This window comes from Hydrogenophaga sp., from assembly GCF_011390835.1.
Classification (GTDB): domain Bacteria; phylum Pseudomonadota; class Gammaproteobacteria; order Burkholderiales; family Burkholderiaceae_C; genus Hydrogenophaga.
The window spans coordinates 384,580-408,347 of sequence record NZ_JAABRQ010000001.1; the positions used below are offsets into that span (position 1 = coordinate 384,580).

Annotated in this window: 15 protein-coding genes; 10 read left to right on the top strand and 5 right to left on the bottom strand. The window is 67.0% G+C overall.

The genetic code is table 11. The features are described 5' to 3' along the window. Positions 1–121 precede the first annotated feature (121 nt). The gene (locus tag GPT34_RS01870) at positions 122–1,348 is read left to right on the top strand and encodes a saccharopine dehydrogenase NADP-binding domain-containing protein (protein ID WP_291008938.1); all 1,227 of its coding nucleotides are present in this window, start codon (positions 122–124) and stop codon (positions 1,346–1,348) included. Between the two features lie 37 nt (positions 1,349–1,385). On the opposite strand, the gene GPT34_RS01875 is transcribed toward GPT34_RS01870, so the two are convergent. Further along, on the bottom strand, positions 1,386–2,858 hold the full coding sequence (locus GPT34_RS01875; protein WP_363355946.1) for an RNB domain-containing ribonuclease: 1,473 nt from the start codon (positions 2,856–2,858) through the stop codon (positions 1,386–1,388). A gap of 175 nt (positions 2,859–3,033) precedes the next feature. Between GPT34_RS01875 and GPT34_RS01880 the strand changes: the two genes are divergently transcribed. From GPT34_RS01880 to GPT34_RS01915, 8 genes are all read left to right on the top strand, one after another. Further along, the gene (locus GPT34_RS01880; protein WP_291008941.1) at positions 3,034–3,747 is read left to right on the top strand and encodes a YebC/PmpR family DNA-binding transcriptional regulator; all 714 of its coding nucleotides are present in this window, start codon (positions 3,034–3,036) and stop codon (positions 3,745–3,747) included. Positions 3,748–3,927: 180 nt separating this feature from the next. Then, positions 3,928–6,672 carry a cation-transporting P-type ATPase gene (locus tag GPT34_RS01885; RefSeq protein ID WP_291008944.1) on the top strand — a complete coding sequence of 915 codons (2,745 nt, stop codon included), beginning with the start codon at positions 3,928–3,930 and terminating at the stop codon, positions 6,670–6,672. Between the two features lie 7 nt (positions 6,673–6,679). After that, positions 6,680–8,353: a cation:proton antiporter family protein gene (locus GPT34_RS01890; protein WP_291008947.1), complete on the top strand. Its 1,674-nt coding sequence runs from the start codon at positions 6,680–6,682 to the stop codon at positions 8,351–8,353. Next, a complete protein-coding gene (locus tag GPT34_RS01895) occupies positions 8,350–9,237 on the top strand; it encodes a universal stress protein (RefSeq protein WP_291008950.1) in 888 nt (295 codons plus the stop codon). The genes GPT34_RS01890 and GPT34_RS01895 overlap by 4 nt, the downstream gene beginning before the upstream one ends. Before the next feature lie 202 nt (positions 9,238–9,439). Further along, the gene (locus GPT34_RS01900; protein ID WP_291008953.1) at positions 9,440–10,810 is read left to right on the top strand and encodes a DASS family sodium-coupled anion symporter; all 1,371 of its coding nucleotides are present in this window, start codon (positions 9,440–9,442) and stop codon (positions 10,808–10,810) included. Then, positions 10,807–12,507, top strand: a complete 1,701-nt coding sequence (locus GPT34_RS01905) for a Na/Pi symporter (protein ID WP_291008956.1) — start codon at positions 10,807–10,809, stop codon at positions 12,505–12,507. The genes GPT34_RS01900 and GPT34_RS01905 overlap by 4 nt, the downstream gene beginning before the upstream one ends. Before the next feature lie 275 nt (positions 12,508–12,782). Beyond that, positions 12,783–13,319 carry an N-acetyltransferase gene (locus GPT34_RS01910; RefSeq protein WP_291008959.1) on the top strand — a complete coding sequence of 179 codons (537 nt, stop codon included), beginning with the start codon at positions 12,783–12,785 and terminating at the stop codon, positions 13,317–13,319. Between the two features lie 2,070 nt (positions 13,320–15,389). Beyond that, positions 15,390–15,629 carry a DUF2934 domain-containing protein gene (locus GPT34_RS01915; RefSeq protein WP_291008963.1) on the top strand — a complete coding sequence of 80 codons (240 nt, stop codon included), beginning with the start codon at positions 15,390–15,392 and terminating at the stop codon, positions 15,627–15,629. A gap of 28 nt (positions 15,630–15,657) precedes the next feature. On the opposite strand, the gene GPT34_RS01920 is transcribed toward GPT34_RS01915, so the two are convergent. Genes GPT34_RS01920 through GPT34_RS01930 form a run of 3 tightly spaced genes read right to left on the bottom strand, consistent with a single transcriptional unit; the run spans position 15,658 to position 21,190 of the window. Next, a complete protein-coding gene (locus GPT34_RS01920) occupies positions 15,658–16,074 on the bottom strand; it encodes a hypothetical protein (protein WP_291008966.1) in 417 nt (138 codons plus the stop codon). Beyond that, the gene (locus GPT34_RS01925; protein ID WP_291008969.1) at positions 16,071–18,218 is read right to left on the bottom strand and encodes a hypothetical protein; all 2,148 of its coding nucleotides are present in this window, start codon (positions 18,216–18,218) and stop codon (positions 16,071–16,073) included. Before GPT34_RS01925 ends, GPT34_RS01920 begins: the two co-directional genes overlap by 4 nt. A 5-nt stretch (positions 18,219–18,223) precedes the next feature. Next, positions 18,224–21,190: a cation-transporting P-type ATPase gene (locus tag GPT34_RS01930; protein ID WP_291008971.1), complete on the bottom strand. Its 2,967-nt coding sequence runs from the start codon at positions 21,188–21,190 to the stop codon at positions 18,224–18,226. A gap of 272 nt (positions 21,191–21,462) precedes the next feature. On the opposite strand from GPT34_RS01930, the gene GPT34_RS01935 reads away from it, so the two are divergent. Further along, positions 21,463–22,386 (top strand): magnesium transporter, encoded by a 924-nt coding sequence (locus tag GPT34_RS01935; protein ID WP_291008974.1) that lies wholly within the window; start codon positions 21,463–21,465, stop codon positions 22,384–22,386. A gap of 959 nt (positions 22,387–23,345) precedes the next feature. Here GPT34_RS01935 and GPT34_RS01940 read toward each other — a convergent pair. Continuing rightward, a partial coding sequence (locus GPT34_RS01940; RefSeq protein ID WP_291008977.1) for an IS5 family transposase occupies positions 23,346–23,768 on the bottom strand: 423 nt, incomplete at its 5' end.

The following is a 23,768-nucleotide window of genomic DNA, read 5'->3' on the forward strand; positions in this document are numbered from 1 at the left end:
CTATTTTCAGCAAGCAGTTGCTTGGCAAAAATCAAACGACGCTGTCCCGCGCCCGACAACGCGAACGGTTTTCAGGGGCACGCGCCTACCGGGAACCCGGCGCCTGTGCGACCATGAAACGATGAACCAGAAACCCCACGACCTGATTGTTTTCGGCGCCACCGGCTTTACCGGCCGTCTCGTTGCCGAGTACCTGCACACCACCTACGGCGTTGGCCAGGAGGTGAAATGGGCCATGGCCGGGCGCAGCCTGGACAAGCTTCGGCGGGTGCGCGACGAGCTCGGCATCAGCGAAGACCTGCCCCTGCTGGTGGCCGACGCCAGCGACACCGCGGCGCTGAAAAAACTGGTCGCCCAGACCCGGGTGGTCATCACCACGGTAGGGCCGTACCAGCTGCACGGCAACGAACTGGTCGCGGCCTGCGCCGAAGCCGGCACCGACTACGTGGACCTGTGCGGCGAGCCAGGGTGGATGGCAGAAAAGATCCCGCAGCTGCAAAAGCCCGCAGCTGCCAGCGGCGCGCGCATCGTCTTCTCGTGCGGCTTTGATTCGATCCCGTTTGACCTCGGCGTGGTCTTCCTGCAGCACGAGTCGATGCAGCGCCTGGGCGATCCGCTGGTGCGGGTGCATGGCCGGGTCAAGACCATGAAAGGCACGTTTTCCGGCGGCACCGCCGCCAGCCTGCTGGCCACCATGGAGGCCGTCGGTCGCGACCGCTCGCTCATCAAGACCCTGGGCAACCCCTACGCGCTCGTGCCTGGCTTCAAAGGCCCGCGCCAGCCCAACGATGGCGTGGCCGAATACGACGAGCTGGCCAAGGCCTGGACGGCACCGTTTGTGATGGCGCCGATCAACACCAAAAACGTGCACCGCACCCACGCCCTGCGCGGTCACCCCTGGGGCACCGATTTCATCTACAGCGAGCGCATGCTCACCGGCAAGGGCAGCAAGGGCGAGCAGCGGGCCAAAAAGATGGCGCGCAACACCAAAATTCAAAACGTGTTGCTCGCCATTGGTCCGACCCGGGCGCTGATTCGCCGCTTTGCTCTGCCCAAACCAGGCGAAGGCCCGAACAAGCATCAGCGCGAGACCGGGCACTACGAAGTGCTGTTTGTGGGCCAGACCGCGGGCGGCCAAACGCTGAGCGCCACGGTCAAGGGCGACCGCGACCCCGGCTATGGCTCCACCTGCAAGCTGATCGCCGAGAGCGCGCTGTGCTTGGCGAATGAGGTGGACCTCCAGATGACGCCTGGCGGCGTTTGGACCCCGGGCGCGGCCATGGGGCTCACACTTCAGCGGCGCCTGCAGGCCAAGGCGGGTCTGACGTTCGCGCTGCTGAGTGATTGATCGATCCCTTCTTGCCACTGAGCGTGAGGCATCGCGCTCAATGCTCGAGCGCGAAGTCGATGAAGCCGCGCTCCACTGAGGTCGAGATCAGCCGCACGCGCACCGACTTGCCCACCTTGAGCGCCGGCAAATCACCGTTCAACCGGCCCTCGACCGGTGGCTCGAAGATGCGTACCCATACCCCGCGGTCGCTGACACCCGTGACCAGGCCATCGAACCGCTGTCCGATGCGCGAGTGCAGCAGCAGGGCCGCTTCCGACTTGCGCATCTGACGCTCTACCTTTTGCGCAGCATCCTCCTGCTCGGTGCAATGGGCAGCGAGATCCACCAGCTCAACCTGCGAATAAGGCGAACGCCCCCCCGCGAGCGAAGCCTTGACCAGACGCTGTGTGATCAGATCCGGGAAACGGCGATTGGGTGCGGTCGAATGCATGTAGTCTTGCACCGCCAGACCGAAGTGACCAATGGGTGCGTCGCCAGAGCGTTCCACCACGTACTCACCAGAACCCATAAGCTTCACGATCACCAGCGACAGGTCAGGAAAGCGCAAAGGATCCTCGCGGTGCTGCCGCGCCAGAAAGGCCTCCAGCGCCTTGCCATCGGGCTGGCCGGGCAGCTTCACCCCATAGCCGTGCGCCACATCGACAATGCGCTGCCAGCGTTCGGGCGACCGCACCACGCGACTCAGCGCCATCCCGCCATGCGCGGACAGGTAACGTGCGGTGCAGCCGTTGGTGGCGATCATGAACTCTTCGATCAGCTGCCGCGCCCGGTTCTGAGGCTGCTGGCGGATGTCGGTGATGCGCTCGCCGTCAAACTGTGCCCGCGGCTGGAAAGACTCGAACTCCAGCGAACCTTCGGCGCGCCGCAGCACCCGCAGCTTCTGCGCCAAACCGTCCTGGGCGCGCAGCTGCATGTCCAACCCATGAACCTGTCGTGCGGGCTGAGGCAGTTCGCGATCGCCTTCGATCCAGGCCGACACTGCGTCATAGGCCAGCTGCGCCTTGTTGCGCACCGCAGCGCGGTAAATGGCGGATTCGATCAGGAGCCCATCGTCCGTGAACACCATTTCGGTGACGATGGCAAGCCGGTCCTCGTCAGGATTGAGTGAGGTCAGCCCGGTGGACAACTGCTCGGGCAGCATGGGGAAGATGCGCGCCGAGGTGTAGACGGAGGTGGTATTGAACTGGGCGTGCTGATCAATGGGTGTGCCCTTCTTGACCAGTGCATCCACATCGGCCACGGCCACCCAGACCCGCAAGCCGCCCTTGGGCAGGGATTCGCTCAGCGAGAGCTGGTCCAGATCGCGCGAATCGTCGTTGTCAATCGAGAACCAGTCACGAGACCGGAGATCGCGAACGTCGCTGCCCTGGTCCGTCGCCGGCGCTTTTAGGCCGGCCAGCTGCTCCTGCACGGCACTGGAAAACTCGGGTTCCAGCCCGCGGCTGAACATGGCCAACCCTGCCAGCGTAGCCAGGGTGGTGCGGTGGTGGTTCAGCGCTTGATTCACATGGGGCTCCTGATGGGTCATTTGGCCATTCTGCGCGTGAAGCGCACGGTCGTCACCCAGCGACACCCCGCTTCCCAGAGAGACCGAAGCGCGCCGGGAGGCACACCACGTCCACTAAACTGGGCTCCCGATATCTCCGGTGCCGTCGCTCCGGATCGCCAACGAAAGCATCTGCATGGGCGCACAGTGGAAAGCCAAGCACAAAGACCTCGCCGCCAACGCCAAAGGGCGCTTGTTTGGCAAGCTGGCCAAAGACATCATGATCGCGGCGCGCCACGGCGCCGACCCGGCTGCCAACGCGCGGCTGCGCCTGGTGATGGAGCAGGCGCGCAAGGTGTCGATGCCCAAGGACACGCTGGACCGCGCCATCAAAAAGGGCGCGGGCCTGACCGGCGAGACGGTGCAGTTTGACGCCGTGATGTACGAGGGTTTTGCGCCGCACCGCGTGCCGGTGATGGTGGAGTGTCTGACCGACAACGTGAACCGTGCCGCCTCCGACATGCGTGTGCTGTTCCGCAAGGGGCAGCAAGGCGCTCCGGGCTCGGTGGCCTGGGATTTTGACCACGTGGGTCACATCGAGGCCGAGCCCAGCGCGCCGGGGGCCGACCCGGAGGTGGCCGCCATTGAAGCCGGTGCACAAGACCTGGAGCCCGGAGACGACGAAGGCAGCACCCGCTTCATCACCGACCCGGCCGACCTCGATCTGGTCAGCCGAGCCCTGCCCGAACACGGCTTCACCGTGCTCGCAACCCAGCTCGCCTACCGCCCCAAAAATCCGGTGGACCCAGCCAGCCTCACGGCCGAGCAGCTCGAAGAGGTCGAGGCCTTTCTGGCTGCGCTCGATGCCAACGAAGACGTGCAGCACGTGTACGCCGGTCTGGCTGGGTAGGTCACTGCGCAGCTTCAAACGCTGATTCATCGCGTCAGCGCATTGCAGGCATCAGACTCCACCCGACAAGCCCCGCGATCAGCGCAGCGGGCTGAACGTTGATGCACGTCAGTGTCATTCGATGCCAGGCCGATACAGTGAAAAGGAGAGATCAACCCCCTTACTACTGAAGTGTGAATCGTGCGTTCAACCCCGGACAAACCACCACTTGGCCCCTGGCACGCGCTGGCTGCCGAGGCGGCGCTGGAGTTGGCGCGCACATCGGCAGGCGGGCTGACCCAGGCTGAGGCCGACGCTCGCCTCCAGACCCACGGTCCAAACCGGTTGGCAGATGTTGAGCCGCCAAGCTTGTTGGCCCGGCTGCTGCGCCAGTTCAACAACCTGCTGCTGTACGTGCTGATGGTCGCGGCCCTGGTCATGGCGCTGATGGGTCACTGGATCGACACGGTGGTCATCATGGCCGTGGTCGTCCTCAACGCGGTGATCGGCTTCGTCCAGGAGGGAAAAGCCGAAAAGGCCCTGCAGGCGATCCGCCACCTGCTGTCGCCGCACGCAGTGGTGCTGCGCGACGGGCACCAGCGCGAGGTCGACGCTGCTGATTTGGTGCCTGGCGACGTTGTGCTGCTGGCCTCCGGAGATAGCCTGCCGGCCGATGTGCGCCTGCTGCTGGCGCGCAACCTGCGCATCGACGAGTCGGCGCTGACTGGCGAGTCGGTGCCGGTTGAAAAGCGGGTCGAGGCGGTGGTCGCCGATGCCCCGATCGGCGACCGGTTGTGCCTGGGCTATGCCGGCACCCTGGTCACACAGGGCCAGGCGCGCGCGGTGGTGGTGGCCACCGGTGCGTCCACCGAGATTGGCCGTATCGGCAAGATGATCGAGTCGGTCGAAGCCGGAACGACGCCGCTCCTGCGCAAAATGGAGGCGTTCAGCCGCACGCTGACGCTGGTCATCCTGGTCGCGGCGGCGGCGCTGTTTCTCTTCGGCCTGCTGGTGCGCGGCATGGGGGCCGCCGAGGTGTTCATGACGGCTGTCGGTCTGGCGGTATCGGCGATTCCCGAGGGCTTGCCGGCGATCATGACGATCACGCTGGCGATCGGCGTGCAGCGCATGGCCACGCGCCATGCGGTGATCCGCCGTCTGCCGGCGGTCGAAACGCTGGGCTCGGTGACGGTGATCTGCTCGGACAAAACCGGTACCCTGACACGCAACGAGATGACGGTGCAGGAAGTTGTGTGCGCTGGCGCCGTGATGGCGGTCGAGGGCGCCGGCTATGCGCCTGAGGGCGCGTTGCGCATCGACGGCGAGGTGGTGGCGACCGAGGCGCTCAAGGTACGCCTGCCGGCTCTGCACGCGCTGGCCGAGGTGGCGGCGCTGTGCAACGACGCTGCGCTGCATGAGCGTGCCGGCCAGTGGCAACTCGCCGGCGACCCGACCGAAGGCGCGCTGCTGTCACTCGCAGGGAAGGCTGGACTCAACCCGACCGAGATGCAGGTCGAGCGGCCAAGGCTGGACCTAATCCCGTTCGAGTCCGAACACCGCTTCATGGCGACGCTGCATTCCGAAGGTGGTGATGGCGGCACACGCGGCGAGGCGCGCGTCGTCCTCGTCAAGGGCGCACCTGAACGCGTGCTGGCGATGTGCGCCAACCAGCTCGGTGCTGACGGCACCATCGAACGGCTGGACGACGAGCACTGGCACGCCGAGGTCGAGGCGCAAGCGCGAGCCGGACGTCGCGTGCTGGCGCTGGCCCGCCGCGCCCTGCCCGCAGGCACCGAGGACCTCGACCACGCAGACGTTGCTGCCGGGCTCACGCTGCTCGGCCTGGTCGGCATCATCGACCCGCCGCGCCAAGAGGCGATCGAGGCGGTGGCACAGTGCTGCACGGCGGGCATCCGGGTCGTGATGATCACCGGCGACCACGGCGTGACCGCCAGCGCCATTGCCGGGCAGCTCGGCCTCGGCGAAGGCCTACAGGCCATCACAGGGCCTGAGCTCGAGGCTGCCAACGACGCCCAGCTGCGCGAGCTGGTGCGCAACACGCGGGTATTCGCGCGCGCCAGCCCGGAGCACAAGCTGCGCCTAGTCCGCGCCATGCAGGCCAACGGCGAGGTGGTCGCGATGACCGGCGACGGGGTCAACGACGCGCCGGCGCTCAAGCAGGCGGACGTCGGCATCGCCATGGGGCGCAAAGGTACCGAGGCGGCCAAGCAGGCCGGCTCGATCGTGCTGGGGGACGACAACTTCGCGTCGATCGCGCACGCGGTGGAGGAAGGGCGCACGGTCTACGACAACTTGAAGAAGACCGTCACCTTCCTGTTGCCGATCAACGGTGGTGAGTCGCTGTCGCTGCTGCTGGCGGTGCTGATCGGCGTCGCGCTGCCGATCGCACCAGCGCAGATCCTGTGGGTCAACATGGTCAGCTCGATCGCGCTGGCGCTGGTGCTCGCGTTCGAGCCGACCGAGGCCGACGTCATGCGGCGCCCGCCGCGCCGGCCCGACGAGCCGATGCTGTCGCGCTTCGTGTTGTGGCGCGTCGGCTTCGTCTCGACGCTGTTCCTGGCCGGCATCTTCGGCATGTACGAATGGGCGCTGTGGCACGGGGCATCGGTGGAGACGGCGCGCACAGTCGCAGTCAACACGCTGGTGGCCATGGAGGTTTTCTACCTGTTCAGCGTGCGATACCTCAAGGCACCGTCTTTCACGCTGCAGGGGGTCAAGGGCACGCCGAGGGTGCTGCTGGCCGTGGCGGCGGTGTTCGCGCTTCAACTGGTGTTCACCTACACGCCCTTCATGCAGGGTCTGTTCGCCACCACCGCGCTTCCGCTGCGCACCGGTATTGCGATCGTCGGCGTCGGGCTGACGGTGCTGGTCGTGCTCGAGCTCGAAAAGTTGCTGCTGCGCCGACTGGGCGTGGTCACCGGATGACGCGCCGATGATCGCGCAGGACACGTTCAGCGAGATCGCGATGCTGCTGCTGATCTGCGCCCTGATTGGCGCTGTATTCGTGCGCCTGCGCCAGCCGGTGCTGATCGCCTACATCGCCGTGGGTGTGGTGGTGGGTCCGGCGGTGCTGGGCCTAGTCACGGCACACGACCAGATCGACCTGCTGGCGCAGGTGGGCGTGGCGGTGTTGCTGTTTGCCGTGGGCCTGAAGCTGGACCTGAACCACATCCGCCACATCGGCCCGGTGGCGCTGGCAACCGGGCTGGGTCAGCTGACGTTCACCATCGTGATCGGTTTCGGCATCGTCATGGCGCTGGGCCGCGACTGGGTGGAGGCGTTGTACGTCGCCGTGGCGCTCACCTTCTCCAGCACCATCATCATCGTCAAGTTGCTGTCGGACAAACGCGAACTCGACAGCCTGCACGGGCGCATTGCGGTGGGCTTCCTGATCGTGCAGGATCTGGCGGTGGTGGTCGCCATGATGACCATGAGTGCCCTGCGCGGCACCGGCGGCGCCGACGGCAGCGAGGCAACGCTGCTCGACGTGGCGCTGTCGCTGTCGTGGCGCCTGGCGCTGGCGGCGGTGGCAATGTACGTGCTGATGCGCTGGGTGCTGTCGGTGGTGGTGGCCTCGATGGCGCGCTCGCAGGAGCTGCTGCTGGTGTTTGCCATCGCCTGGGGCGTGGCGCTGGCGGCCCTGGGCGACTGGGCCGGATTCAGCAAGGAAGCGGGCGCGTTTCTGGCGGGCTTCTCACTGGCGTCCACGCCGTTCCGGGAAGCCATGAACGCGCGCCTGACCGGTATCCGCGACTTCCTGCTGCTGTTCTTCTTCATCGACCTCGGGGCCCAACTCGACTTCTCCACCCTGGGCGCCGAAGTCGGCCCGGCGCTGCTGCTGTCGCTGTTTGTGCTAATCGGCAACCCGCTGATCGTGATGGCCATCATGGGCACCATGGGCTACCGCAAGCGAACCGGTTTCATGGCCGGGCTCACGGTGGCGCAGATCAGCGAGTTCTCCATCGTGTTCATGGCCATGGGCATCACGCTTGGCCATGTGGGACCGCAGGCGCTGGGCCTGACAACCCTCGTCGGGGTGATCACCATCACGCTGTCCACCTACATGATCCTTTACTCCCAGCCGCTCTACGAACGCCTGGCACCCTGGCTGGAATGGTTCGAGCGCCAGCACCCCTTTCGCGAGCTGGCGGCAGAGCAGGCGCCGGCAGAGCAGGCCCCGGCCGAGGTGATTGTGTTCGGGTTGGGGCGCTACGGCAGCCGGCTGCTGCAGCAACTGCGCAGCGCCGGTGTGCAGGCCATCGGGGTGGACTTCGACCCCGAGGCGGTGCGTGCGCTGCAGGCTCAGCGTCTGCCTGTGCAGTTCGGCGATGGCGAGGACCCCGACTTCCTGGAATCGCTGTCCCTGACCAGGCTGCGCTGGGTGGTCACGACCTTTCCGCAATGGGAGTCGAACCGGGCGCTGCTTCACGCGCTGAAAATGGCGCGCTTCGAGGGTGAGGTGGTGGCCGCGGTGCGCGACGCCGTCCACGGGCGCGCCCTGCGCGAGGCCGGTGTGCGCCAGATCCTCAACCCGTTCGACGATGCCGCCGACTTCGCCGCTGAACACCTCGCGAAAACCATCCGCACCAAGGAGCAAACGCCATGACCGCCTGGGGACCGATCCTTGCCACCACCGATTTTTCTGGCCCGGCGCGGCACGCTGTGGATCGCGCAGCCCACCTGGCGCACGAAACCGGCAGCACGCTGAGCGTGATGCACGTGACGCCCGGAGAGGTCTTGGCCGAACTGCGCCGCTGGCTCGGTACAGGCCATTCTTCCGAGAGCCAGTTGGCTCAAGCCAATCGCCAGCAATTGCAGCAGCTGGTGGACGCCGTCGGCACTGCGCGATGCATCGTTGCGAAGCCGGTACAAACCAATGGCTCGGTGCTGGAGGAAATCCGCCGCGAAGGCGATGCGCTCGACGCAGCCTTGCTGGTGGTGGGCGCGCGGGGCGCTGGCTTCATGCGCCGGCTGGTGCTGGGCTCCACCTCGGAGCGCCTGCTGCGTCGCACCACCCGCCCCGTGCTGGTGGTGCGCCAGACGCCGCACGAGCCCTACCGGCGGGTGCTGGTCGCGCTGGACTTTTCGCCCTGGTCGGCGCAGGCGGTAGCGGTCGCCCAGCACGTGGCACCACAAGCCCACTGTGTGCTGTTCACCGCCTACGAGGTGCCGTTCGGGGACAAGCTGCGCTACGCCGGCGTGGACGAAGCCACCATCGAGCACTATCGGGTGCAGGCGCGCGCCGACGCCACACAGCGCGTGAACGCTCTCGCTGCCCAGGCTGGCCTGTTGCCGGGCAGGTGGGAGGCCTGTGTGGTCGAAGGGGAGGCCTCGCAGCGCATCGTCGAGCAGGAACAGGAACGCGATTGCGACCTGGTGGTGCTGGGCAAACACGGCCGTTCCGCCACGGAGGATCTGCTGCTCGGCAGCGTGACCAAACACGTGCTGGCCGAGGGCAGCGTCGACGTGCTGGTGTCCACAGCGAGATGAAGAAACACCCCCGCCGCGCTGCGCGCGACCCCCTCAAGGGGGCTGAGGACCGCGGCTCCAAGCCTGCCTGCGCAGGCTTGGACGGGACGAAGAGGCTGCGACTCTGGCGCAGTCGCGGCCTGCAAGGTGCACTGGCCGTCCGGCATAGCCGGCCCGGCGGTGCTTCTGGGTTGGCGCACTGCGCTCCGGTGGAGACCTGCCCATGCCGCTGAGCGCACCCGGTCCCCTGCTGCGCGCACTGGCGTGCGTGGCACTTGCCGCCGGGGTCCACGAGATGGCGCCCGGGACCAACGCCTTGCGGGCTGGGCTGGCTTTGTTCACGCTGATCGGCGGGCTGTGGATGACCCAGGCCCTGCATCTGAGCGTGACCGCCCTGCTGGTGCCGCTGCTGGCGACCGGCGCCGGGTTGATGGATCTGCGCACCGCCCTGAGCGCGTTCGCGCACCCGATCATTTCCCTGTTTCTCGGCGGTTTTGCGCTGGCCGCGGCCTTGCAGCAGCACGGCCTGGACCGCGCCTTGGCCCAGGCCGTGCTGCGCCTGGCCGACGGACGACGGGCGCTGGCGGTGGCGCTGCTGTTCGGCCTTACCGCCCTGCTGTCCATGTGGATCAGCAACACCGCCACCGCGGCCATGGTGCTGCCGATGGCGCTGGGCCTGCTGAGCAGCCCTGGCCCGGCGGGTGACGGCGGTGACACCGGTCCCCGCGAACGGGTGTTCGTGTTGCTGGGTGTGGCCTACAGCGCCAGCATCGGCGGCATCGGCACACTGGTGGGCAGTCCGCCCAACGCCATCGCGGCGGCCCAGGCCGGGATCGGCTTTGCCGAATGGATGGGGTTCGGCATCCCGCTGGTGATGCTCCTGTTGCCGGTGATGGTGGCCGTGCTGTACGGGGTGCTGCGGCCCCGCCTGGGTGGACGCATCGCGCTGACGGCTTCGGCACCGTTTCAGTGGACGCCAGCGCGGCGCCTCACGCTGCTGATCTTCGCGCTCACCGCCGCAGGCTGGATCGGCGCCGCGCCGCTGGGCCGCGCACTGGGCATCACCGCCGACATGGACAGCTGGGTGGCATTGGCCGCCGTCGCTGCCCTGGTGGCCAGCCGCACACTGAGCTGGGAGGCCATCGAGCATCAGACGCACTGGGGCGTGTTGCTGTTGTTCGGCGGCGGCCTGGCGCTGAGCCAGGGCATGCAGGTCAGCGGCGCCAGCGGCTTTCTCGCCACCGCGCTGGTGGACGCCTTGCAGGACGCCTCCACGTTCTGGCTGGTGCTCGGCGTGGTGGCGTTTGTCGTCTTCCTCACCGAACTGGTGAGCAACACCGCCAGCGCCGCCCTGCTGATTCCGATCTTTCTCGGCGTGGCCCAGTCACTGGGTCTGCCGAGCGCGCCACTGGCCGTGGCCATTGCGGTGTCGGCCTCGTGCGCCTTCATGCTGCCGGTGGCCACGCCACCCAACGCCATCGTGTACGCCACCGACCAGGTGCCGCAGGCCACCATGATGCGCTGCGGCTTCGTGCTCAACCTGGTCTGCATCGCTGCCATCACCCTGGCCGCCACCGTCTGGATGTCGCAATGAACCTCTGGACCTCGCTGGGCTTGCTGGCCGGTGGTCTGGGCCTGTTCCTGATCGGCATGGGCATGATGACCGACGGGCTCAAACTGGTGGCAGGTCCAGCCCTGCACAACATCCTGACCAAGGCCACGCGCACGCGATGGCACGCACTGGGTACGGGTGTCCTGGTCACGGCCATGGTGCAGTCGTCCACCGCGGTCGGCATCGCCGCCATCGGTTTCGTCAACGCCGGGCTGCTGGGGCTGGCACCGGCGGTGTGGGTGGTGTTCGGGGCGAATGTCGGCACCTCGATGACCGGCTGGATCGTGGCCCTGGTGGGCCTGAAGTTCAAGGTGGAGTTGCTGGCGCTGCCGCTGGTGGGACTGGGCGCGGTGATGCACCTGACCGGCGAACACCAGCGGCGTGGCGCCATGGGCACCGCCCTGGCGGGCTTTGGTCTTCTGTTCATGGGCATCGGCCTGCTCCAGCAGGCATTTGTGGGTCTGGCCGCCGAGATCAGCCTGCCGCAGGGCACGGACGCGCTGTCGGTGCTGGCCCAGCTGGGCATTGGTCTGCTGATGACGGTGCTGATGCAGTCGTCCAGCGCGGCCCTGACCATCACCCTCACGGCGGCCCAGAGCGGTCTGATCGGGCCACAAGGCGCCGCTGCGGTGGTGATCGGCGCCAACATCGGCAGCGCCGTGACCACCGCCCTGGCCGGCATCGGCGCCACACCCAACGCCCGTCGCACAGCCGCTGCGCACGCGGTGTTCAACCTGCTCACCGGCGCGGTGGCGCTGCTGCTGCTGCCCTGGCTCATCGGCGCCCTGACCAGCGCGGGCGAGGCGCTGAGCCTGCCGCCCGATCCAGCCACCAAGCTGGCGCTGTTCCACACCACCTTCAACATCCTGGGCGTGCTGCTCATGTGGCCACTGGCCGACCGTCTCACGCGCTGGCTGCAGCAGTGCTTCCGGGCGCGCGAGGAAGACGAGGCCAGGCCCCGCTTCCTGGACGACAACGTGCTGGCTGTGCCCACGCTGGCGCTGGACGCACTGACGCAGGAAGTCACGCGCTTCGGCCAGCTGTGTGTGCGCCAGGCGGGTGCGGTGCTGGAGGGCAGCTCGCCCGCCGACCTGGGCAAGGCACAGATCGTCATCAAGCAGCTGGATGCGGCAGTGGAGACCTTCGTCGAGCGCATCGGCCGCTCGGCGCTGTCGGGCCTGGCTGCCGAACGCCTGGCCGAGCTCTTGCGTGTGCAGCGGTACTACGCCACCTGCGCCGAACTGGCACTGGCAGCGGCGCCGCTGGCACCCTATGCCATCACCGACCCTCAGCCGCTGCAAGCCCACCAGCGCCTGGTGTCTGCTGCGCGGCAGTTGCTGGCCGCACACGAGCAGCCGCCAACGCCCGGAGCGCCGCCAGTGGCGCTGGATCCGGCAGCGATGGAAGAGGCCTACCAGCAGCTCAAGGCTTCAGTGCTGGCCGCTGCCGCGGCGGGACACCTGCCCATGGTGGAGATGGAGGCCGCGCTCGAACGGTACAGCGCGCTGCGCCGGGCTTTGCAGCGCCCTGGATATTCTCCTTTGTTGGATGGTCCCTCTGCTGCATCCCGGGTGATCGCAGGAGTTCCCTGGTCGAGAAGACAACCTGTCCCTATCGGTTTCGCTTGGCAGGCCATCCAGCGCAGCGAAAGTCAGCTCAATCGCGCCACCTCGTATTGAGGCTGGCGGCCAGGAGCAACAGTTCGCTCGACCGCGGGCAATATCGGGTGAAGGCTGATCTGGGTCACTCGCGGCCGTAGCCTGAACGACAGCAGCCTTCATCACCGGTGATTGGAACGGCTGCGCTCCACATGACTGCTGGACCTCCGAGACCGGGTGCCCGACGGTCTGCGCGATGAGATTGCCATGCCACAAGCCGGGCGCGGACAATTTGGCTACGAGATGTTAGTGATGCGACGGCCTTGTGCCCGTCTGGCGCCATAGAGGATCGAAACATGGACTTTTCTTCGAATTTGAGGCCGCACTCCGAGACCATCGCAGCGATGTTCAAGGCGACCTTCACGGCCTCGGAAGGGGCTGAGGAAGGGACCCTGATCGGGGATCTCGCCCGCCGCTTGATGGCCGAGACGCCGCCCGACGCGTTGCGCGTCTTCACCGCGTGGGACGGCGGCGCGCTGGTCGGCGCGATCCTGTTCACACGCCTTGTCTTCGACGACCCCCGCACGGCCTTCATGCTTGCGCCTGTGGCCGTGGCAACGGATCGCCAGGGCGAGGGCATTGGGCAGGCGCTGATCACCCACGGCCTGGACCTGCTGCGCAGCGAGGGCGTCGACATAGCGGTGACCTATGGCGACCCTGCCTTCTACAGACGCGTCGGCTTCGTGCCTGTGGCCGAGGGCACCATCCCCGCACCTCACAGCTTGCAGCATCCCGAGGGCTGGCTGGGCCAGTCGCTACAGGAGGCCCCCCTGACGCCGCTCAAAGCCCCCGCGTCCTGCGTCGCCGGCTTCGACGATCCAAGGCTCTGGTGATGGTTCGCGTCTACAGAGATGAGAGGCCAATGCCGTGAGTGCCTTTGTACCCTCTGCGCTTGTCGCTGATCGTCTGGTCGTTCTTGGCCAACACATTCGGACAGTGCGAACATGCAAAAACATTTCGCTCGCTGACTTGGAGACTAGGACGGGGTTAGCCGCAGTGCACTCAAGCCCATCGAGCTCGGTCGCTCGAGTACCCCAGTAGGAGCTTATTTCACGGTTCTTTGGGCGCTGGGCTTAGGGCAGACCCTGGACGAGACTTTGAGCCGGTACGCTCAACCCTCAGACCGCATCGGATTTGATCGGCCGAGCGCGGAAGATGCGCAGGATTGATTGGGGTACGAGGGCCGTTGCGATCTCCACGGGTGGCTGATTTCGATGCAGGTCACGAGGGCGCGCTGACCGCTGAAGTTAAGGCTGGTTGCTGTCACTCAGTTTCGACGGCTGAGGCGAAAGGCGGCACCGCAACCGGTCTTTCACCGGTCAGGATCTCAAACGACCGCTCGACCACCTGGACCGGTCGTTCGGCAGGGGCGACAGGTGCAAAGCGCGGGAATGGCCGCTCACGTTGCGAACGAACTCACGCTCTCGACCCTAAGCGGGCATCAGGTCAGAGCTACCGGAAAGCGGACACCGCTGTGCTTGTGTCAAGCTATTCGGGTAATGTGAGTGCTATCGCCAAAGCATCGGCAACTCCAACTCCAACTCCAACTCCAACTCCAACTCCAGACATCGACCAGCAGCAGTCCTGCAGACACTGGCTTCGGAGTCGGCCCAAAGAACTCCCTTCCATCGAGACCTGGCAAATCGGGTCAGATGCGGTGGCGCGCCCACCCAAAGGAATCACTCACGCCATTCTGGACACACCGGCGGGACTGTCGGGCAAAGCCCTGGAAAGAGTCGTCAAGGTGTCGTCCCGGATCATTGTTCCTGTGCAGGCGTCGCCGTTTGACCTGTGGGCTACCAAACAATTCTTGCAGTATCTGGCGGAGGTCAAGGCAATTACGAGGGGTAAGGCTAATGTTGCCCTTGTCGGCATGCGAGTGGATCCGCGCACCTTGGGTGCGACCCAACTGCGTGAGTTCTTGGCTTGTCAAGGATTTCATACCGTGACGATGATTCGCCCCGCTCAACTGTATTCAAGAGTTGCAGCACGAGGGTCAACAATTTTCGACGTGCCATCCATTTCGGCTCGCGAAAGGGAGGATTGGTTGCCGCTGCTGGAATGGGTTGACGCAGCATAGCCAGTCAAAAAGCGCAAACTGCGCCCAGAGCGCCCAAAATCAGGCTTGGAGTGACTGATACCGTAAGTTCATCGATTGAGCTCGACCGACCGCACTGCAGGACCGGACATTCAGCTTGTTGGACCGATAGACCGCAACGGGTCGCTATGGAAAGCAATGCATAGCGACCCAAGCCGATCATCCGTCAAGCCAAGATTGACTGCCGTGAGCCAGGCGTCGGCGGGTGCAGCCAAGTCAGAGATATGGGCGCCGCAAGCCGCTGCATGAACGCCAGCGGACATCACCAGGCGCGTGATGACGTCTTGAGGTTCAACATCACCTGACTGGCGGATGATGTAGCGGCCCAGTTGATCGAGCCGCATGCGGTCGTGTGCCCCAGCGATATGGCCGGCTTGTCTCACGTGACGTGCAGAATGGAGACTGCCTATGAAGTCCACCTCCGCCAAGGGCACCCATGCCGCCGAGCCGGGGCTGGCGACCGTGGAGCACCAGGAGAGCGAAGGTCGTGCCAAGATCGTAGAGCACATTTACAACCTCGCCACTGTGACAGCCGCACGTCGGAACCGCCTGGCGTGCAGCCCCTCCACGGCACTGCCACAGCAGGACATCATCGACGCATGTACATGTCGGTCAAGGAAACTTCGAAGAGCGCACTTGGTCTTGCTCGCGCGCCCCTATGGGAGCGGGGGGCGTCAGCAACTGGTGTCTATGACACTGTTTTCAGATTGAGCTCGATCAATGAACGCTCACGAACAGTTGCTGCGTCACAGCTTTGAAATATGCGGGGAATACCTTGGTAAGCCCATTGCCAGGAGACATCATCATGACCCCATCCGTATCCAAGCAAGCCAGCACTGAAGCGAACGCCGTCCTGCCGCCGACCGAGGCAGACCCTTCAACGGTAAGTGGGGCATTGATTGACCCGGCGCATCGTTACCTCATGATCGCAGAAGCAGCTTTCTTCATCGCCGAGGCGCGCGGCTTCACACCCAGCCAAGAATTTGATGACTGGATAGCTGCCGAGCGCGAGATCGACCAACGGCTTACGAACTCCGACCACTGAGCCAGACTGAGCTCGGCTGCGCCCCCCTTCAGGTCGGGTCGGTGGCTTGTCCAGTGTCGACCTGTGCCGACGACTTTCGCGGTGCGCGTGGCTTGCGCGTAGTCGGTGCGCTCTTTCGCGCCGCCTTGCGTGGCGCTGCGGCCGCGGCGCTGGCGGGTGCGGCAGGCGACGCCTTGGCTGCGGCGCGCTCAAATTCGGCGGCATCGACCTCGGCCAGCGCGTCCTCCCGCGCCTCGGCCCACAGGTCGCCAACATGCTCTCGCGCCTGGGCGACCGTCAGCGTCGCGCGTTCCAGGCTGCGGGCCAGGCGTCGCGCCGTCCTGCGCAGCACCTCGGGGTCGCGTGCCACGGCGACTCCGGCAGCAAAGCCCAATAGCGCGGTGGCGGCAACGCCCATGACGCCGAGTGCGAGAAGGCCCGGGCGGGCCACGTCTTCGATCTTCATGCAGGTTCACTCCTTGAGTTTCGGGATAAGGCGCTTCGACGCCGTCGTGGGGTTTGAGCAGTCTGCCGCATGGCGGCGGAGGTGTCGACCTGTGTCGCTTCGAGGGACTCGATCCGCAAGCTGTCCAGCAGCAGCAGCAACGCGAACCCGTGGTGCAGCAGCGACGTGCCGATCGGCGGCAGCCAGCGCAGAGCCGCCGCCGTCATCAGCACCGCATTCGCGGCCGTCGCGGAGCGCTGCTGCAGGCGCAGCTGCCGATGCACTCGCTGCGCCAGGCCGCGCGCGGACACCAGGCTGGCCAATGGGTCACCGAGCAGCACGCCGTGCGAACCGGTATCGGCATCGGCCGGTGTCAGGCTCAGGCTGCCGGGTGGCACCAGATCGCGCAGCACGGTGTGCACCATCACCAACGCCGAGCCGTCGCGCACCGCGTCGGCCAGCCAGTCGCCACGCACGCCGGCATCGTCGGTGACGCATTCCGTCGCGAGGGCGCTCCAGGTCTCCGGGTGCGGCGCCAAGCCATGCCCGCCGTCGGCTTCCTCGAAGACCGCGATGCGTTCGAAGCCCAGCGTGGCCAGTTCGCCCAGACGTTCGAGTGCCCAGGGACGCAAGGCGCTGGCCAGCACCACCCGCGCCACCACCCGGCCGGCGGCCACCACCGCCAGTTCGCGAAGCAGCGGCCCGGCGGCAGACGCCAGCGGCCCGGCGTCGAGCGCGAGGCCCCAGACCTGCCGCAGGCGCTGCCGGCTGGCCAGATGCACCTCGTGTTCGCCGACGCGCAGCACCGCGCCGTGGCAAACCCACAGTCGCACCACGCGGTCGGAGAAGCTCGTGCGGTCCAGCACTTCGATCGGCGTATCGGCCAGAGCGGCCACCCAGCCACGAACCCGCTCGGCATCGCCGCCGGATTCGGTCTGCACGGACTGGATGGTCCAGCGCCCGCAGGACAGCACGCCGGTGTCCTGCAGCACCAGCGTGCGCGCTGCGGCCAGGCGCTCGATGGCCTCCAGCCCGGCAGTCAACAGGCCGTGGCGCGCCAGCGCGTAGAGCGCGGCTTCGCGCGCCAGCGGCAAGGCCAGGTCCAGCCCCTGCTGCGGGTCGGCCTGCAGCATCGCAGCTGCACGAGCAGCGTCGCCGGTCAGGCCGAACACCAGCGCCGATGCAGTCAACGGCAACGACAGCAACCGCTCGATGCCCGGCGCCAGCCGGCCCGCCGGATCGCGCGCACCGACGGCATGTCGCACCTGGGCACGCAGCCGCTCCAGCCGCGATCCCGCCGCATCGGCCTCGGCACGCAGCTCGAGCGTGCCTTCATGCAGGCGCTCGCCGGCGGCCACGTGGTCTCCCGGGCCCACCGGGTGCGGAGTGCTGCGCCGCGCCGCCGGCAAAAGCATGGCCGAGCCGTGGAGCACGCAGCCGTCCACGGGCACCACGTCGCCCGGGTACAGGCGCACCCGGTCGCCCGCGCGCAGCGAGCGCATCGGCCACGCCGTCCCGTCCCCATGTTCTTCGGGATCGCGCAACACCTGGTACTCCGCGGCCGCTGTGGGCAGCAGATGGCCCAGCAGGTCGTCGGCCTGACGCACCAGGCGCCCGGACAAGCGCTCGGCCAGCAGCCGCAGCAGCACCGAGGTTGAGACAACCAGCGGCTGGCCGCTGATGGCCAGCGATGCCAGCGACGCGGCGTCGAGCAGCACGGCCGCCGGGTCGTGGCGCAGCCGGCCGGCCTGTGTCAGTACGCGCGCCGCCACCGTGCCGAGCGCCGCGCCGGAGCGCCAGTCCTTCGGCAGCACCGGCACCGCCAAGGCCAGAACGGCCGGGGCCCACGCCGCCACCTCGGCGGTCGGCCCGCGCCGCCGCGCCACAGTCCGCTTCGGCCTGGTTGCGGGCTCGGGCGCAGCAGCCCGGCGGCGGGTCGGTCCGGGCGCACCATGCAGGCCCGCGAGCACGGCGGCTCGGGTTTCGGTGGTGCCGTCGTATTGCACGACGACACAGCGCAGCAGGGCACTGACGCGCACCGACGCCACGCCGCTCAGCATCACTAGGCTGGCTCCGAGCTGGTCCAACTCGACGCCAAGAGCCACGCCCAGCCGCAGCCGGTGCGCGGTTTCGTGCAGAATCTGGCCGCCTGCCGTTCCAGTCACGCTGCTCATGGGCCGCGCTCCTTCAGCAGTTCTCGTGTCAGCAGCGGCAGCACCGCCGTGGCCGCGACCACGAACGCGTCGACCGGGCCGATGGGCGCGGTGCGCAGGATGCGCCGCGCGAACGGCAGCAGCACGGTTCCGGCCTGCGCGGCCAGCGACCAGCCAACCGCACGGCCGAGTATCGGGTTCGGAAGCAGGCCCCCGCTGCGCAGCGGGCGTGACGAGCGCATTGCCAGCGCGTAGAGCAGCTGCGACGAGGTCAGCGTCATGAAGGCCATTGTGCGCGCCTGCGGTCCAGCCCCATAGCGGGCGAGCCCGTAGCCGAAGCTCGCAAGCGAGGCCAGCGTCATCGCGCCGGCGTCGGTAGCCACGGCGCCCCACTCGCTGCGGTCGAGCAGACCGCCGCGCAGAGACACCGGCGGCCGCTGCAGGATGCCCGGCTCGACCGGCTCCAGGCCCAGCGCGATGGCCGGCCAGATGTCAGTGGCGATGTTGGTCCACAAGAGGGCCAGCGGGTCGAACGGTTCGGGCAGACCCGCGGCCACGGCCACCGTCGTGGCCGCCAACTCGCTGAGATTGGTGGCCACCAGGTAGCGCACGGACTTCTTGATGTTGACGAAGGCCGTGCGCCCTTGCTCGATCGCCTGCAGCATCGCCGCCGGATGGTCGTCGCGCAGCACGAGGTCGGACATCGCATGCGCGAAGTCGGTGCCGGTGACCCCCATCGCGACGCCGACGTCCGCGATCTTCAGCGCCGGCCCGTCGTTGATGCCGTCGCCCGTCATCGCAACCACGTGACCGCGCTGCTGCAGCGCCCGAACGATCTCCAGCTTCATCGCCGGGCTGGTGCGAGCGAAGCCGCTGGCCTGCTCGGCGACGTCGCCGATTTGCTCTGCCGACTCGGGCAGCTGTGCAGCGTCGACCATGCCCTGGCCTCTATCCAGGCCGATGCGCGCGGCCACCGACTGGGCGGTTCCGATCTGGTCGCCGGTGATCATCAACGGACGGATACCGGCCGCCCGGAAGCGCGCCACCATCTGCGGCAGATCAGGGCGCAACGGATCGGCCAAGCCCACCAGGCCGAGCCAGCACAGCCCGGCGGTCTCGCCGAAATGATGGTCGGGGTGTTCGCGGAAGGCCAGCGCCAGCACCCGGTCGCCGCGCGTGGCCATCTCGTCGTTGCACTTTAGCAGCCGGCGCCGCAGCGCTGGCGTCAGCGCCTGCGTTCGTTGGCCATCGAACCAGGTGTCGCAGCGTGCCATCACCTCGTCGGGACGGCCCTTGACGGCGACCAGCAGGCCGCGCGCGGCCGACTCGTGCAGCGTCACCATGTAAGGGTGGTGCTCCGACCGGTGACGCACGCTCAGCGGCGGATGGGCGCGGCGCATCCGTTCGGCATCCACACCTCGCGCGACGGCGAACTCGAGCAGCGCGATCTCGGTTGACGAGCCCTGCCAAGGAGCCGACGATCCACCGTTCGCTCGCTCGACGCTGTTGCACAGTATCGCCACGCGCAGCCAGGCCTCGTGCAGGACCGGCGGCGGCTGATTCTCCTCGAGAACGATCATCCGGTGACCCACCGTGAGCGAGGATACGGTCATCCGGTTCTGCGTCAACGTGCCGGTCTTGTCGAAGCAGACGGTGTCGACCGCGCCGAGGTTCTCGATGGCGTCGAGGCGGCGGGCGTAGACCTGGCGCTCTTGCAGCGAGCGCACGCCTGCGGCGAGCAGGCTGGTGGCCACGGTAGGCAGGCCCTCGGGGATCGCCGCGACGCCCAGCGAGACGGCTGTGCGCAACAGCGGCAGCAAGGGTCGGCCACGCAGCGCACCGATGGCAAAGACGCCGACGCACAGGGTGGCGGCCCCGATCGCGAGCCGCTTGCCGAGCGTGTCGAGCTCTTGCTGCAACTGCGTGCGAGGCGCCTCGGCGTCCTGTGCAAGCTGCCGGATGCGCCCGAGCGCCGCGTGTTTGGCCGTGGCGACCACTACCGCGAGGCCGGCGCCCCCCGACACCACAGTCCCCATGAAAACCATGTTACGGCGTTCGCCGAGCGGGGTGTCCGCGGTCAATGCACTTGCGGGCTCCTTGCGCACCGGCAGGCTCTCGCCGGTGAGCGCCGCCTCGTTGGTGGCCAGGCGGTGCGCCTGGACGACACGGGCGTCGGCCGCGACCGGCTCGCCCGGTTTGAGCACCAGAAGGTCGCCAACGACGACCGCCCGTGCGTCGATGGAGAGCGCGACGCCATCGCGCAGCACCGTCGTCAGGCGCGGGCCGAGCTTGCGCAGGCTGGACACCGTCTCCTCGGCGCGGCGCTCGGTGACGAAGCCCAGCGTCGCATTTGCGGCCAGCACGGCACCGATGGCCCCCGCATCGACGTAAGCGCGCGTGCCCAGCGCCAGCGCGGCCGAGCCGCCCAGCAGCGCCACCGGAACCGACTTGAACTGGCTGAGCAGGATCTCCGAGGTGCTTCGGCCGGTGACGTCCAGAATCTCGTTGGGTCCGTCCCGGGACAGTCGCGCACCGGCCTCGACGGTCGATAGGCCGTGATCGATGTCGATTGCCGTGGATCCTCCGAGGTCGGACAGCAGGCGTTCGATTGGTATGGCGTGGGCGATGTGCGCCGCACTGCCGACGCCCTTGGCGTCGCCGGGACGGCGCAGTTGCGGTGCCCGAGCCCGCACCGGCTGTGTCGCCGGGGCTGGGGCGGCAGGCGCGGTCACGGGTGGACGCGTGGAATGCGTGGAGTGCGTTCCGACGACGACCGACACCCAATCGATCCAGAACGCCTCGTCGCGCCCGGGTGTCAATCGGACACGGACAGAGCCGGTCTCGACCCGGATGTCGACCGAGTCTCCGGCGGCGGATGCCAGCCGACCTGCCAGTGCTGCGTTGCGCAGCAGACCACGCACACGAAGCGATGCCCAGCGCTCGTTCCGGAACGTGACGACGGCATGGTGGGCGGCGAAGGGCACAGAGGGCACAGGGGGCACAGGGGGCACAGGGGGCACAGGGGGCACAGGGGGCACAGGGGGCAATCTATATCCAAACTCGCTGTTCAGCGTGACAACCATATGACGAAAAGCGAATCGCTACGACTTGTAGCCAGAGACTCCGGGAAACCGCAAAATCCGAGGCTGACGCGTTGCCCGCGCCATCACAGGCGGATTCCTTCCTTTCACAAGCCCAGATGCGCAAACCTCACCAGCCGACGCAAGAGACCTCGATAGACCACGTCGGCGACCAGATGGTGCTGGCGCAACCTGGCGAGACGGCAGTGGTTGTTCGCACCCGAATCCGCTCGCTTCATCGCCCGAACTGGGACCTGCTGTGCGTCGTCGACAACCAAGGGCGCCTGCTCGGCACGCTGACTGCCACGGAACTGCTGTCGCTGCCGGATGAAGCCCAGGTCGGCGCGGCCGCCCTGCGACGTGTCGGCCCACGAATTCCAACCGGCACTGACCAAGAGGTCATGGCCTCGACGGCGCTTCGCCATGGCGCCGCCGCCGTGCCGGTGGTCGATCCGGCCGGCCGGCCGGTGGGCGTGGTTGGCTCCACGGAGCTTATGGCCATCCTGCGACGCGAACATGTTGAAGACCTGCACCGCCTGGCCGGCATCTCGCGCGAGACCGACCACGCGCGCCAGGCCATCGAGGAACCACCTCTGCGACGCATGCGTCACCGTCTGCCCTGGCTGATCGTCGGGCTGGGCGGCAGCATGGTCGCCACCTTCATCGTCGCGCGTTTCGAGTCGGCGCTGGCGGCCAAGCCGGCACTGGCATTCTTTGTGCCGGGCCTGGTGTATCTGGCCGACGCCATCGGGACCCAGAGCGAAGCGATTGCCGTGCGTGGGCTGTCGCTCAGCCATGTCGGCATGGCCAAGCTGATCGGCCGCGAACTGCGCACCGGGTTGCTGATCGGCCTGGTGCTCGCACTGCTGGCCTTTCCGATGGTGTGGCTGGCGTTTGGCGAGCTGCGGCTGGCTGCGGCGGTAACGATCGCGCTGGCAGGGGCCAGCACACTGGCATCGTTGCTGGGGATTCTGCTGCCCTGGCTGCTGGCCAGGCTCGGCTCGGATCCGGCCTACGGCAGCGGCCCGCTGGCGACGATCGTACAGGATGTCCTGAGCCTGCTGATCTACTTCGCGGCCGTGTCAATGATCGTGCTCTGAGTTCAGGTGCGGATTCGCGCGCTTGTGTCCTCGGCAGTTTGGAACAGACCTTCGGCCTGCGCCAATTGGCGCGTGGAGCTCGTCGTGAACGACTCTCCTGACCGACTGCAGCGACCCCAAAGCCATAGCCTGCAAGTTGATGCGGCTCGCCGTGTTTGATTCCGGCGCCGCGATTTCGCTTGCGCGTGACCGCAGTCACACCGGGCAGCCTTTTCGACGCACTTGCGGCAGGTTGCCGCGTCCGTTTGCTGGTCTAGGCGCACCAGACTACTTCGGTTGTCCGAGAGTGCAAGGTGCTGGACTGAGAGCGCGAAACTGGTGCGGTTTGCCTGTGCGTGCAGCTCGACGCAGGCGTGACGGGCGTGTAGCGTCCCACTGAGTCAGCTGCCGATATGGCCAATACGCTGCAAATCGTCGCCCAGTCGCGAACTCCCAGATCACCGCACGGCGCGATGGCACCGTGCATCTGGCGATGTCGCCACTGGAGACTGCGCCACAGTTGGGTGCATGGTTTCGAAGCACGACCAGGCTGGTCAGTGTTGAGTGGCCGGTGACGGAAATGCAGCGGTCGTTCGACCTTTGCATCCTTGAACGACAGGTGACCGCGGCTGCCGACATTCCGGCGTGCAATGTCACCGGCAGCAACCAGCCTGCGGCCTTTCGTGCAAACAAGCTCACTGACCGTTGCGTTTTGGAAGCTGCCGTCCGAGGCACCTGTCAGCAGTACCATGGACCCAACCCGCAGAAGGAAAGCCCCGGCTTCCGGGTTCTACCGTCTGACGGCAGTTGAGGAGAATGAGAGCCGCAGTAGAAAGCGTTACGGGAGCTCCCCGTGAGACATGAAGATTTTCCCCTCATCAGCCCCACGGTGGGCTACCGTCCACATTTCGTCGAGCATCCGGAAAGGCAGCCAGCCCCTACAGTCCGGTCGGGGTGACACCATTAAGGACTAGGGCCTGTTAACACAATCGAAGACCATCGGCGACGAGCACGAAGCTGATGAAGCCCAGGAACATCAGGTCGAGTTTCTCGAACCGCGAGAAGATGCGGCGATAGCCCTTGAGTCGACGGAACAAGCGCTCGACCTCGTTGCGACGCTTGTACATCTCGCGGTCGTATTCCCAAGGCTCAATGCGCGTCTTCATTGGTGGCACCACCGGAACGAAACCCAGATCCAGTGCCAGCTGCCGCGTCTCGTTGCCTTCGTAGGCACGGTCCATCAACAAATGCACCGGCCTGCTGGTCGGCCCAAGACTGCTGAGCAGGCGGCGGCCTTCAGGCGCGTCGTGCGCTTGTCCAGGCGATAGGCAGAACGTCACGGCCGTTCGAGCATCCGCGGCAACCATATGAATCTTGGTGTTCCATCCACCGCGGGACTTGCC